Annotated in this window: 12 protein-coding genes; 5 read left to right on the forward strand and 7 right to left on the reverse strand. The window is 58.8% G+C overall.

Translation table 11 applies throughout. The features are described 5' to 3' along the window. Position 1: 1 nt before the first annotated feature. Genes hisH through hisB form a run of 3 tightly spaced genes read right to left on the reverse strand, consistent with a single transcriptional unit; the run spans position 2 to position 1767 of the window. Entirely contained in the window at positions 2-652 is a 651-nt protein-coding gene (hisH, locus tag BTN45_RS13305; protein ID WP_112553011.1) for an imidazole glycerol phosphate synthase subunit HisH, read from the reverse strand. A gap of 1 nt (position 653) precedes the next feature. Beyond that, positions 654-1148 (reverse strand): DUF2628 domain-containing protein, encoded by a 495-nt coding sequence (locus BTN45_RS13310; RefSeq protein WP_037090013.1) that lies wholly within the window; start codon positions 1146-1148, stop codon positions 654-656. Between the two features lie 22 nt (positions 1149-1170). Beyond that, positions 1171-1767 carry an imidazoleglycerol-phosphate dehydratase HisB gene (gene hisB / locus BTN45_RS13315; RefSeq protein ID WP_112553009.1) on the reverse strand — a complete coding sequence of 199 codons (597 nt, stop codon included), beginning with the start codon at positions 1765-1767 and terminating at the stop codon, positions 1171-1173. A 201-nt stretch (positions 1768-1968) separates the two neighbouring features. Between hisB and hslV the strand changes: the two genes are divergently transcribed. The 4 genes from hslV (at position 1969) to BTN45_RS13335 (ending at position 7326) form a co-directional block, all read left to right on the forward strand. Then, positions 1969-2493, forward strand: coding sequence for an ATP-dependent protease subunit HslV (gene hslV, locus BTN45_RS13320; RefSeq protein WP_004444336.1), 525 nt, complete (start codon positions 1969-1971; stop codon positions 2491-2493). A gap of 73 nt (positions 2494-2566) precedes the next feature. Beyond that, positions 2567-3874, forward strand: coding sequence for an ATP-dependent protease ATPase subunit HslU (gene hslU, locus BTN45_RS13325; protein WP_004444342.1), 1308 nt, complete (start codon positions 2567-2569; stop codon positions 3872-3874). Positions 3875-4072: 198 nt separating this feature from the next. Next, positions 4073-5038, forward strand: coding sequence for a DUF1402 family protein (locus BTN45_RS13330; RefSeq protein WP_207588256.1), 966 nt, complete (start codon positions 4073-4075; stop codon positions 5036-5038). A gap of 119 nt (positions 5039-5157) precedes the next feature. Beyond that, positions 5158-7326: a malate synthase G gene (locus BTN45_RS13335; protein WP_207588257.1), complete on the forward strand. Its 2169-nt coding sequence runs from the start codon at positions 5158-5160 to the stop codon at positions 7324-7326. 76 nt (positions 7327-7402) lie between these two features. On the opposite strand, the gene BTN45_RS13340 is transcribed toward BTN45_RS13335, so the two are convergent. Further along, a complete protein-coding gene (locus BTN45_RS13340) occupies positions 7403-8116 on the reverse strand; it encodes a L,D-transpeptidase (RefSeq protein WP_006700126.1) in 714 nt (237 codons plus the stop codon). Positions 8117-8300: 184 nt separating this feature from the next. On the opposite strand from BTN45_RS13340, the gene BTN45_RS13345 reads away from it, so the two are divergent. Continuing rightward, on the forward strand, positions 8301-8786 hold the full coding sequence (locus BTN45_RS13345; protein WP_004444350.1) for an MmcB family DNA repair protein: 486 nt from the start codon (positions 8301-8303) through the stop codon (positions 8784-8786). A gap of 4 nt (positions 8787-8790) precedes the next feature. Here the strand turns inward: BTN45_RS13345 and BTN45_RS13350 are convergent, their stop codons facing one another. The 3 genes from BTN45_RS13350 to hrpB all read right to left on the reverse strand — a co-directional run bounded on the left by BTN45_RS13350 (position 8791) and on the right by hrpB (position 13269). Continuing rightward, positions 8791-9378 (reverse strand): ActR/PrrA/RegA family redox response regulator transcription factor, encoded by a 588-nt coding sequence (locus BTN45_RS13350; RefSeq protein ID WP_207588259.1) that lies wholly within the window; start codon positions 9376-9378, stop codon positions 8791-8793. A gap of 70 nt (positions 9379-9448) precedes the next feature. Next, entirely contained in the window at positions 9449-10756 is a 1308-nt protein-coding gene (actS, locus tag BTN45_RS13355; protein ID WP_081093539.1) for a two-component system sensor histidine kinase ActS, read from the reverse strand. 26 nt (positions 10757-10782) lie between these two features. Continuing rightward, entirely contained in the window at positions 10783-13269 is a 2487-nt protein-coding gene (hrpB, locus tag BTN45_RS13360; protein ID WP_207588260.1) for an ATP-dependent helicase HrpB, read from the reverse strand. Between the last annotated feature and the right edge of the window lie 381 nt (positions 13270-13650).

Consider the following 13650-nt stretch of genomic DNA (forward strand, 5'->3'; position numbering starts at 1 on the left):
GTCAGGGCTTCCAGCGCAGGAAATTGGAGATCAGGGCTAGGCCGAGCGTCTGGCTTTTTTCCGGGTGGAACTGCGCGCCGGCCATATTGTCGCGACCGACGAAAGCCGTCATCGCGCCACCGTAATTTGTGGTGGCGATGACATCCGTAGAATGCTTTGCCGCCAGATGATAGGAATGCACGAAATAGGCGTGCAAGCCATCCGCGCCAGTCTTGATGCCGTCGAACAGCGGATGCGCGTGACGAATCTCCAGCGTGTTCCAGCCGATCTGCGGAATCTTCAGGTCCTTATCGGCAGGCGTCATTTCCACGACGTCACCCTCGATCCAGCCGAGCCCGGTGCTAACAGTCTTTTCCAGCCCGCGCGAGGACATGAGCTGCATGCCGACGCAGATACCGAGGAATGGATGGGCTTTTTTCTCCACCGCTTCGAGGAGCGCCTCATGCATGCCGGGAACGGCGTCGAGGCCGGCACGACAATCCGCATAGGCGCCGACGCCCGGCAGCACGATGCGGTCCGCCGAGGCGACATGATCCGGCTTGTCGGTCAGGTCGATGGTTGCATTGATACCGGCCTCACGGGCGGCACGCTCGAAAGCTTTGGTGGCCGAACGCAGATTGCCCGAACCGTAGTCGATGATCGCGACACGCATGTCAGCGCCTTCCATTCAAGTCGAAAAGAAACGATCCGGCGGGATCGTTGACGAAGTTTTTGCCGCCGCTCTTTTGCGGCGAAGGGGTCCAGACCGGGTGTGACAGCTGTTCTTCAGCGTCAGCGTTTTCGGAGAGACCGGAGAAATATATGTCTTCGGCGCTCGAAAGATCAGGGGCGGAAACGACTGACTTCAGCGTCCAACCTTTGCGGATCAGGTGCCGGACGAGAAAATTGCGTCCCTCCAGCGCTGTTATGAGCCCAATCGTGAAACCAACAAGAATTCCGGCAGGTTCGAATCCGGCTAACATCGAGACTTGTCCGGCCGCAACGAGTGCGATGACAACGATAGCCGTCGCCAGCCACAGCCGGTTGATCGCAAGCCATAACCATGGCGCAAAGAGAGCCAGCCAGACGAAACGATCGGCAATGAATCGGGTCGTCTTGTGGTCCCTGTCCGGCCCGTTGGGGGCTTCCAGAACGAGATAGCTTGTCATGGGCTTCCTGACAGCTTTGGCGTCAGGCCAGCATGCCCTTTGTTGAGGGAACGCGGCCTGCCTGCCGGGGGTCGATCTCGGTTGCCGTGCGAAGAACGCGGGCAACGGCCTTGAAGCATGTTTCGGCGATATGATGGTTGTTGGCGCCGTAATGGTTCAGGATATGCAGCGTGATGCCGGCATTCTGGGCGAGCGCCTGAAAGAATTCGCGCACCAGTTCCGTGTCGAAGGTGCCGATCTTTGGCGCGGAAAAATTGACGTTCCAGACGAGGAACGGCCGGCCGGAAATATCGATGGCGGCCTTGGTCATCGTCTCGTCCATGGCAAGGTCGAGCGAGGCGTAGCGGGTAATACCGCGCCGGTCGCCAAGCGCCTTCGCGATCGCCTGGCCAATGGCGATACCGGTATCTTCCACGGTGTGATGATCATCGATGTGCAGGTCGCCCTGAACCTCGATCTCCATGTCGATCAGCGAATGGCGGCTCAGCTGGTCCAGCATATGGTCGAAAAATCCCACGCCGGTGGAAATTTTCGATTTGCCGGTGCCGTCGATATCCACACGCACCGAAACCGAGGTTTCGTTGGTCTTGCGGATAATCTCGCCTTTACGTTCTGCCATTTTGGCCGCTCCGTGAAAATGTCGCCGTTCCTTATCAGCACGGGACACAAATATCCAGTTGTTCCATCGTCTTGGCTGACCTGCGGAAAACCGGGTGTGATCCCGATGATTGCAATCGCAAAAACCAGACTTACATAGAACCCGAAAAGGGCCGCAACCCGGCCCGTTAACTCCAGGCCCGGCAGGGCAGACAGGTGTTTGATGACAACAATCATTACAGTCAGAAAGGGCGGCAAGGTCGTCATGGCTGGCGACGGGCAGGTGAGCCTCGGCCAGACCGTCATGAAGGGCAACGCCCGCAAGGTTCGCCGCATCGGCAAGGGTGAAGTGATTGCCGGTTTCGCAGGCGCGACGGCCGATGCTTTTACTTTGCTTGACCGCCTCGAGAAGAAACTCGAGCAATATCCCGGCCAGCTCATGCGCGCCGCCGTGGAACTCGCAAAAGACTGGCGCACGGATAAATATCTGCGCAATCTCGAAGCGATGATGCTGGTCGCCGATAAATCCACCACGCTTGCCATTACCGGCAATGGCGATGTGCTGGAGCCCGAGCACGGCGCAATCGCCATCGGTTCCGGCGGCAATTATGCTTTCGCTGCCGCCCGCGCCATGATGGATACCGACAAGTCGGCCGAAGACGTGGCCCGGCAGGCGCTCGATATCGCCGCCGATATCTGCGTTTATACCAATCACAATCTCGTCGTGGAAACGCTCGACGCCGAGTAAGCGTATTTCTCACCAATGGGTCCTGTGGGCCGGGCCGAATGGCCGGCCGGAACAGGAAAGCCGAGAGGACAGAATGACCACTTTTTCTCCCCGGGAAATCGTCTCGGAACTGGACCGCCACATCATCGGTCAGCACGATGCAAAACGGGCGGTCGCGATTGCGCTGCGCAATCGCTGGCGTCGCCAGCAGCTCGATGAGAGCCTGCGCGACGAAGTGATGCCGAAAAATATTCTCATGATCGGGCCGACCGGTGTCGGCAAGACGGAAATCTCGCGCCGCCTCGCCAAGTTGGCCGGCGCGCCTTTCATCAAGGTTGAAGCCACCAAGTTCACCGAAGTCGGTTATGTCGGCCGCGATGTCGAGCAGATCATTCGTGACCTTGTCGAGATTGGTATCGGCCTCGTGCGCGAAAAGAAGCGCGCCGAAGTGCAGGCCAAGGCGCATCAGAGCGCCGAAGAGCGCGTGCTCGACGCGTTGGTCGGCTCAACCGCGTCACCGGGCACGCGCGAGAGCTTCCGCAAGAAGCTGCGCGATGGTGAATTGGACGACAAGGAAATTGACATCGAGGTGGCCGATAGCGGATCGGGCATGCCCGGTTTCGAAATCCCGGGCATGCCGGGCGCCAATATTGGCGTGCTCAACTTGTCGGAAATGTTCGGCAAAGCCATGGGCGGACGCACCAAGAAGGTGCGCACGACGGTGTCGAAATCCTATGCCGACCTTATCCGCGACGAATCCGACAAGCTGCTGGACAATGAGATGATCCAGCGCGAAGCGGTCAAGTCGGTGGAAAATGACGGCATCGTCTTCCTTGACGAGATCGACAAGATTGCGGCCCGCGATGGCGGCATGGGCGCCGGCGTCTCGCGCGAAGGCGTGCAGCGCGACCTGCTGCCGCTCGTCGAAGGCACGACGGTTTCGACCAAATATGGGCCGGTCAAGACCGACCATATCCTGTTCATCGCATCGGGCGCCTTCCATGTGGCGAAGCCGTCGGATCTCCTGCCTGAGCTTCAGGGCCGCCTGCCGATCCGCGTTGAGCTGAAGCCACTGACGAGGGAAGATTTCCGCCGTATCCTTACGGAGACGGAAGCAAGCCTCATCCGCCAGTACAAGGCGCTGATGGCGACGGAAGAACTGGATCTCGACTTCACCGACGACGCCATCGATGCTCTGGCTGATGTGGCCGTTCATCTCAACTCGTCGGTCGAAAATATCGGTGCCCGCCGTCTGCAGACGGTAATGGAGCGTGTTTTGGACGAAATTTCCTTCAACGCGCCGGATCGTGGCGGTTCCGCCGTCAAGATCGACCAGGAATATGTCCGTAAACATGTCGGCGACCTCGCCGCCGATACGGACCTCTCGCGCTATATTCTCTGAAGACTTCAGGGATCGAGGAAAGAAGAGTGCGGCCATATTTGCCGCACTCTTTTATTTTATCTGCCTCATCTCGCATTCAGCCCGCATTTTGTTTATGGGAAGGGCTGCATTCCGGTTGGAACCGTTTTAGTGGAATGATCAGGTTTTCCAGCACCTTTCGCTGGCAGAAGCCGCAGGCTTGAGAAAAGGCATTCGCTCGTGCGCAAAACTCTTCTGGCATTTGCCGCTGCTTTGACGTTCACCGTCACCGCGTCTTCTTATGTGCAGGCCGCAACGGTCGTGCCGCCGGGCAATCGCAATGCCGAGCAACCGGGCGTTCCCGGTGCTTCCGCCAAAAGAACCAAGGCGTCCAACACGTCTTTTGAGCGCAAATACCAGAAGGTCATCGATCTTTTGTCTTCCGACAAGGCGCTGATCGCCAAGATCAAGTCGACGGCCGGGCGTTACGGGATTGATCCGATCCATATGATCGGCGCGATCGTTGGCGAACACACTTATAATGTCGATGCCTATGACCGGCTGCAGTCTTATTACGTCAAGGCAGCTTCTTACGCGGGTAGCAGCTTCCGTTTCGGCTATAAGGATGAAACGATTGCGCAGTTTCTGACGCATTCGCAATTTTCCAAATGCCAGTCGAAGAAAGATTCCTACAGTCTCTGGAACTGCCGGGAAGATGTATGGGATGGCAGTTTCCGCGGCAAGACCGTCGATGGCGTGACCTATCCGAACAACCGTTTCAGTGCTGTGTTCTTCCAGCCCTTTTATGCCGGCCAGACCTTCGGCCTCGGCCAGATAAATCCGCTGACGGCGCTGATGCTGTCCGACATGGTGGCGAGAACGTCGGGTTATGAGAAGTTGGATGAGAACGACGCCACCGCGGTCTACACCGCCATCATGGACCCCGACCGCTCGCTGGCTTTCATGGCGGCCTCTATCCGCAAATCGATCGATGATTACCGGTCGATTGCCGATATGGACATTTCGAAGAATCCGGGCGTGACCTCCACGCTTTATAATGTCGGTGGGTCGCAACAGCGCGCTGCTATTCTGGCCCAAAAGAACCGCCAGCGCGCCGCAGGCGGGGAACAGCCACTGTTGCCGGAGGAAAATTATTACGGCTGGCTGGTGAATGACCGCATCAAGGATCTCCAGGCGCTTTTGTAGAAAACGGCGACTATACGCTGCATTGTTTCCAAAAAGGAAATAATATTTGGCTGGCTGCCGCAATTGACGAGCGCCCGCCTCCGCGTCCAATCTGTGTTTCCAGAATAGAGGAGGCGCATGTGAGCCGCACGAATAAATTCGGCCTTTCCATCGATGACAGGCTTTATGCCTTTTTGACTGAAGATGTCCTGCCGGGCACGGGTCTAAACAGCGAGGCGTTCTTCGAAGGCTTTTCGGCCATTGTTCACGAGCTTTCTCCGAAGAACCGTGAACTGCTCGCCAAGCGCGATGCGTTGCAGGAAAAAATCGACGGCTGGTACCGAGAGAACGGTGCTCCCTCGGATTTCGATGCATACGAGGCATTCCTGAGGGAAATCGGATACCTTTTGCCGGAAGGTCCTGATTTCAAGGTGGAAACCAGCAACGTCGATCCGGAAATTGCTGCCGTCGCCGGTCCGCAGCTCGTTGTTCCCGTCATGAATGCCCGTTATGCGCTGAACGCCGCCAATGCCCGTTGGGGTTCGCTTTACGATGCACTCTATGGCACGGATGCCATTTCTGATGCCGATGGTGCCGAAAAGGGCAGGGCCTATAACCCGAAGCGCGGTGAAAAGGTCATCGCCTGGGCGCGCAACTTCCTCGATGAAACCGCTCCGCTTTTGAGCGGCAGCTGGTCTGATGTCACCGGTTTCGAGATCGTCGATGGGCTGCTGCAGCTTGTTGCCAGCAATGGCGGAACCGGTCTCAAGGACGAAACGCAATTCAAGGGTTTCACCGGGGAAGCGGCAAAGCCCGCGACGATCCTGCTCGGCAAGAACGGTCTGCATACCGAAATCGTGATCGATCCCTCGACCGAAATCGGCAAGGGCGACAGGGCGGGCATCTCTGATGTCATTCTTGAATCTGCCCTGACGACCATCATGGATTGCGAAGATTCGGTTGCCGCCGTCGATGCCGAGGACAAGGTTCTGGTTTACGGTAACTGGCTCGGCCTGATGCGTGGAGACCTGGCGGAAGAGGTCTCCAAGGGCGGCCACACTTTCACGCGCCGCCTCAACCCGGATCGCTATTATACAGCGCCCAATGGCTCCGCGCTGACGCTGCCGGGCCGGTCGCTGATGCTGGTGCGCAATGTCGGTCATCTCATGACCAATCCGGCAATCCTTGACCGGGATGGGCGTGAAGTACCCGAGGGCATCATGGATGCTGTCGTCACGGCGCTCATTGCACTCTATGACGTCGGCCCTTCCGGGCGACGCCAGAATTCTCGGGCCGGCTCCATGTATGTGGTGAAGCCGAAGATGCATGGGCCGGAAGAAGTGGCCTTCGCCAACGAGATTTTCACGCGGGTCGAAGAGCTTGTCGGCATGCAGCCAAACACCATGAAGATGGGCATCATGGATGAGGAGCGCCGCACCACTGTTAACCTCAAGGAAAGCATTCGCGCAGCGAAGGATCGTGTGGTCTTCATCAATACAGGCTTCCTCGACCGTACCGGCGACGAAATCCATACCTCCATGGAAGCGGGTCCGATGATCCGCAAGGGCGACATGAAGCAGGCCGCCTGGATCGCCGCTTATGAAAACTGGAACGTCGATATTGGGCTCGAATGCGGTCTTTCCGGCCATGCGCAGATCGGCAAAGGCATGTGGGCCATGCCGGACCTGATGGCAGCGATGCTGGAGCAGAAGATTGCGCATCCGAAGGCTGGCGCCAACACGGCATGGGTGCCGTCGCCGACGGCGGCGACGCTGCATGCCACGCATTATCATAAGGTCGATGTCGCCGCTGTTCAGGAAGAGCTGAAAAGCCGCGGCCGTGCAAAGCTTTCCGACATTCTGTCAGTGCCGGTTGCGCCGCGTCCCAACTGGACGCCGGAAGAAGTCCAGCGTGAACTCGACAACAATGCGCAGGGCATTCTCGGCTACGTGGTGCGCTGGGTCGATCAGGGTGTCGGCTGCTCCAAGGTACCAGACATCAACAATATCGGTCTGATGGAGGATCGCGCGACGCTTCGCATTTCAGCGCAGCACATGGCGAACTGGCTGCGCCACGGCGTCGTGACAGAGGCGCAGATCGTCGAGACCATGAAGCGCATGGCCGCTGTGGTCGACGCGCAGAATGCAGGCGATCCGGCCTATCTGCCGATGGCGTCCGACTTTGAAGGATCGGTAGCCTTTCAGGCTGCTGTCGAACTGGTGTTGAAGGGCCGGGAGCAACCGAACGGCTACACTGAACCGGTCCTGCACCGCCGCCGCCTCGAGCTGAAGGCAAAGCAGGCGGCGTAATCTCCGCCCTTTTCACCAGTAAAAAAGCCGCCGGGACGTTTCCCGGCGGCTTTTTCTTGATCTGCTGTTGCGGCCCTTACTGGATCACGACGACCTTGGTGCTGCGGCCTGGGCGGACGCGGCTGTAAAGATCGATCACATCCTGGTTGATCATGCGGATGCAGCCGGAAGAAGCGGCGGTGCCGATCGAGGCCCATTCGGGCGAACCGTGGATACGGAACAGCGTATCCTGTCCCTTTTCGTTAAAGAGATACATGGCGCGCGCGCCGAGCGGGTTGGAAAGGCCGGGGCCCATGCCGGCCTCGACATATTTCGCCACTTCCGGCTTGCGGTCTGCCATTTCCTTTGGCGGATGCCACATCGGCCATTCCTGCTTCCAGGCCACATAGGCTTCACCGGCCCAGGCGAAACCAGCCTTGCCGACGCCGATGCCGTAACGCACGGCGCGGTTGCCGGAGAGGATATAATAAAGGAAACGATCGCGCGTATTGACGATGATCGTGCCGGGACGCTCGTTGGTCTGGAACTCGACGATCTGGCGACGGTACTTCTCATTCACACGGTTGATCGGAATGGCCGGCAGCGCATAGCCCGCATCGGTCACCGGACCATAAACATCATTGAAGATCTGCACCGTCTCGACTTTCGCCGGAACGGGATCAGCAACCGGTACGGAGGCTGCGATCTTGCCTGATGTTGGAGTGGCGGATTGGGAGGTAGTTTCGGCGCAGCCGGCCAGTGCCAGTGCTGCCGTCAGACCGAGTATGGTCAATGGGGTACGGATGCGCATGTCGTTCTCGCGGAAAATTCGCCAAATTGTGCGAAGGAGTAGGCTTAATAGGATAAATCGGTTATTTTCCATTCAGCCGCTCTTGGCAAGCCGTTGTGCAGCCGCGAAACGGCACCGCATTTAAAATTGCCGGTTGATTGCCTTTTTTGCAACAATAGGCCAAACGCTTCAGCAGCCTTTATCCATGACTATTCTTTCCGTTACCAACAATAATCCCTTAATCGACGGCCGCCAGTCGGACAAGGCGATGCTGGTGCGCCGCGGCGTGCAGGTGCTGTTGCACGAAATGCGCCACTCGGTCTTGCCGGAACTGCCGCTTGCAAGCGGGCGACGGGCAGATCTGATCAGCCTGTCGGTCAAGGGTGAAATCTGGATCATCGAGATCAAATCCTCGATCGAGGATTTCCGCGTCGATCGCAAATGGCCGGAATACCGCCTGCATTGCGATCGATTGTTTTTTGCCACCCATCCGGAAGTTCCGACCGATATATTCCCGGAGGAATGCGGATTGATACTGTCGGATGGGTATGGCGCTCACATGCTTCGCGACGCGCCCGAACATAAATTGCCGCCGGCGACCCGCAAATCTGTCATGCTGGATTTTTCCAGAACCGCTGCGACCCGGCTTATGCTGGCGGAATGGACCACCGGGCGCAGCTTTGGCGAATAGGCGCTTATTTGGGCGCGCGCTTCGCGAGAATACGCTGCAGCGTCCTTCGGTGCATGTTCAGTCGCCGCGCCGTTTCCGAGACGTTGCGCTCGCACATTTCATAAACGCGCTGAATGTGCTCCCACCGAACCCGGTCGGCTGACATCGGGTTTTCGGGCACTTCCGTCTTTTCACCCTTGCGCTGCGTCAGGGCGTTGAACACGTCGTCGGCATCGGCAGGCTTGGCCAGATAGTCCAGCGCCCCCAGTTTTACGGCGGTAACAGCGGTGGCGATATTGCCGTAGCCGGTCAGAACGACGATCTGCGTGTCGTCGCGGTTCTGCCTGATGGCTTCGATCACCTCCAGCCCGTTGCCATCCGCAAGCCGCAGATCGACAACCGCATATTTCGGCGGCGCAGCCTTGGAACGCGCGATGCCTTCGCTCACGGTCTCGGCAGTGTCGACAATAAAGCCACGTGTCTCCATGGCCCGGGCAAGCCGCCGCAGGAAAGGGCCATCGTCATCAACGATCAGCAGAGATTTGTCAGGTCCGATAGGATCGATATCGTCCGCCGGCGCGCTTGTGGATAAGGTCTGGTCTTCTGTCTTCATGTCTCCGGCCTTCCCGGCAACGTCATCGGCTTTTCTTGTTCTTATTGCCGCTTCAGCGTGAATGGTAAAGTCAACGGCTTCTTTTATCCTCCATGAGCGCCCGAGGCCAGACGATTGTGACCCGCGCGCCGGTTCCGGTTGTGCCGCGATTTTCGAACGCGACGGTGGCGCCGGAGCGCTCCAGCAAGGTCTTGGCGATAAAGAGCCCGAGCCCGAGCCCACCTGCACGTGTGTCATTGTGACGTTCGGTCACATAGGGCTCGCCGATACGGGCAAGCACGTCATGGGCATAACCCGGCCCATCGTCTTCAATGATGACTGCGACGTTCTGATGATCGTAATCCACCGTTACGGTGACTTTTTCGCGCGCATAATCCACGCCATTTTCAATGAGGTTGCCAAGGCCGTAGATGATGCCGGCATTGCGGATTCCGACCGGCTCGTCGGCGCGATTGTTCTTTTCAACCAGTTCCAGACGAATGCCGAATTCGCGATGCGGCGCCATTACCTCCTCGATCAGCGATGAAAGCGGCAGGCGGCGCATGTGCTCCTCATTGTCGGCGGACAGGGAGGTGAGACGACGCAGAATGTCGCGGCATCTTTCGCTCTGGCTGCGCAGCAGCGCTATGTCCTCGCCATATTTCTCATCATCCCCAAGTTCCCGCTCCATCTCCTTGGCGACGACGCTGATCGTCGCAAGGGGCGTACCCAGCTCGTGCGCTGCGGCGGCCGCCAGGCCGTCGAGCTGTGAAAGATGTTTTTCCCGTTCCAGCACCAGTTCGGTCGCAGCCAGCGCATCCGCGAGCTGATTGGCTTCGTGGGAAACGCGATAGGCATAAAAAGCTGCGAAAGACGTGGTGGCAATGATCGCCACCCAGGTGCCGACATGCAGCAGAAGCTGGATCGGCAAGACCTCACCGGGATACCAGGGAACCGGAAAGGGCGAAAAGGCGATCGCCGTCGAGCAGATGACGGCAAAGCCGAGGAGAATGAGGGAATGCCTCAACGGTTGGGAGGCAAAGGCAATGATGACCTGCACGCAGATCAGCGGCGCGAAGGGATTGGAAAGTCCGCCTGTGATGTAGATCAGCGCCGTCAATTGCAAAAGGTCAAAGGCCAGCAGCAATGTCGCTTCCCACGGCTCCAGCCGGTAGGTGGAGGGAAAACGGGCCGTGAGAAAAAGGTTGGCGAGCGCCAGCGCCGCGATCAAAAGGCCGCAGGCCAAAAGTGGCAGCGGAAAATTCAGCCCGAAGGCGACAAGCAGGATCGTCGCCGTTTGTCCCGCAACCGCCAGCCAGCGAAGCCACACAATGGTCTGCAACCTTATCCTGCGGCTGGCGCGGCCAAGCCTGGTGGTTTCGATCGGATGGCCAGCCACCTTCGTCTCCTTTACCCTTGTCATCATCACGTTCCGCGCGGTTTCGCACGGCTGGTCGGCAGGGCATCGGCGGGATCCTCCGGCCACGGATGACGCGGATAGCGACCACGCATATCTGCCCGCACGTCCTTCCACGATCCCGCCCAGAAGCCGGGAAGATCACGCGTCGTCTGTATCGGCCTGTGCGCCGGCGACGTCAATTCCAGGAGCAGCGGCAACCGCCCCTGCGCAATGGCCGGGTGCGCCTTCAGCCCGAAAAGCTCCTGCACGCGAATGGAAAGCGTCGGCTCGCTGGCGTCATAGCGGATGGGATGCCGCTGGCCCGTCGGCGCTTCGAAATGGGTCGGCGCCAGCCTGCCGAGATCTCGGGCGACCTCATGTGGCACCAGGGACAGAATCCCTTCGGAAAGACTGCCGGGCCGGATGTCCTGAAGGCTCCGGACGCCATGCTGAAAAGGGATGAACCATTCGTCCAGCCGCGAAAGCAACGCCTCGTCGCTGACATCCGGCCAGGGCTCTCCGATGCTGGCATTCAGAAATCCGATCCGATCGCGCAATTGCGCGGTCTCTTTCGAAAAAGGAAGTATGCCGATGCCGAAATCCCGAACGCCGTTGGCGAGCGCTTGCGCTGCCTGCTCACCGTCGGGACGGGGCAGGGGCGTTTCGTCCAGAATGATGGCGCCCAGACGCACTACCCGACGCGCCCGCGCCTGTCCGCTCGCCTTGTCGAACAGCAGCTGATCCTGCTGAACGATAAGATGTGGCATACGCTCTTCTATATCGGCCCTGTCGATGCCGGCCGCCGCAAGGATGCGCGGCTGCGCGGCCCGTCCCGTAATGTCAGCGACAACAAGCATTCGGCTCGCCGCCAGCCGCTCCGTTTCAGCCAGTTCAGCCCCGCGGCCATTCGCCATGACATACCGCCCGCGCGCGCCGCGCTGAAGCGCGATCCTGTCCGGATATGCGTGCAGCAGAAGCGGTCCCGCCTCGCTCGGCAGGTCGTTTGCCGCCGGCATATCACCGACTGTGTCGAGAAGGCGGAAAGCCAGCTTGCGCGCCGCCTGCGCCCTTTCACCTCTATCGGCAAGAAAGCGCCGCAGTCTGTCATCGAGATCGATATCATTTCCGCCCAGGCCCTGTTCCGTCAGCATGACCGCAAGCATCGCCGCCTTTTTTCCCGAGCCTTCGCCTGCGACTGCAATCACCATCGCTGCGAGCCTCGGCGGCAGGGAGAGGCCTCGCATCAGGCGGCCCTGCGGCGTCAGTGCGCCGCTTTCATCAAGGGCGCCAAGATTTTTCAGGAGTGCGACCGATTCTTTGAGTGCAGCCTCAGGTGGCGCGTCCAGAAAGGCGAGAGACGAAGGGTCATGAACACCCCAATGGGCAAGATCGAGCGCAAGGCCGGCAAGATCGCTCGCCAAAATTTGCGGCGGCGTAAATGCACTGAGTGCTGCCGTCTGCCCCTGATGCCAGAGGCGAATGGCAACACCGGGCTCGGTTCGGCCGGCGCGGCCGGCGCGCTGATCGGCCGAGGCGCGTGATGCCCGCACGGTCTCAAGCCTTGTGATGCCGGTCGCCGGTTCGAAAACCGGCAACCGCTGCAGACCGCTGTCGACCACGACCCTCACACCATCGATGGTTATCGAGGTCTCCGCTATCGATGTTGCAAGGACAATCTTCCGTCGCCCGGAGGCTGCCGGCTTGATCGCGGCGTCCTGCTCCTTCTGAGAAAGATTGCCGTAAAGCGGGATGATATCCGTATCGTCGGGGAAATGTCCTTCCAGCCTTGCAGCCGTCCGGGTAATTTCCGACTGTCCGGGCAAGAAGGCCAGAATGGACCCTGTTTCCGATGCATGGGCTTCCCTAATCACCCTTGCCACCTTTTCATCGACCGGCATGCCCTGCCAGCGTTCCTCGTAACGAATGTCGATCGGAAAGGTCCTTCCAAGACTTTGAATGACCGGAGCGCCACCCATAAGCGCGCTGATGCGTTCAACGTCGAGAGTTGCGGACATGACGAGGATCCGCAGGTCGTCACGCAAACCGGTCTGGACATCGAGGGCCAGCGCCAGCCCGAAATCTCCGTCAAGCGAGCGCTCATGAAATTCGTCGAATATCACCGTCGAGACATCGGAAAGCTCGGGATCATCCAGAACCATCCGGGCAAATACGCCTTCCGTTACCACCTCGATCCGGGTTTTTGATGAAATACGATTGTCGAGCCGCATGCGGTATCCGACGGTGTCACCGACATCTTCATGCAGGAGATCGGCCATGCGTCCCGCCGCTGCGCGGGCTGCAAGCCGGCGTGGCTCGAGAAGAATGATCTTTCCGTCGCCCCGCCACCTCTGCTGTAGGAGATAAATCGGCACCAGCGTCGTTTTGCCCGCCCCGGGAGGGGCCGAGAGAACCGCACGTCTCGCCCCCGACAAGGCACCTGCGATTTCCGCGAGAACAGCGCTGACGGGAAGTTCAGGTAAGTCGGTCTTTATTGGCGCTGGTGTTCTGGTCATGCAAAGGAGCCTGGTATGAGGGTAGCATAAGAGCGTCTTCTTGTTGTTTTAAAGCACGACACAACGGTTTGACAGCCGGCCACGCCGCTTTCGAAGATGCGCCACCGGCAAAATGGCGGTCGCCGCGGGAAGGCTCGGACGTTTTAAAAGGCGCAGATGGCCGGTGCGCAGCAAACGCTTGCGGGATTTGGCGCATTCTGTGGGTTTTTGCATAAATGGCTAATTATCATCATATATTTCAAAAACTTACCAAAAATGTCAGTTTTTTGACGGTAGGTGTGTTGACTTGTTTGAGGTGATGGATTTATAAGTCCGCTCACTGAACGAGGGCGGCGGCGCTGCTGGCGACGAAGTCTTTCGTTCTAAATAAATCAAGGAATG

This window comes from Rhizobium sp. ZX09 (assembly GCF_017357485.1).
Lineage (GTDB): Bacteria > Pseudomonadota > Alphaproteobacteria > Rhizobiales > Rhizobiaceae > Agrobacterium > Agrobacterium pusense.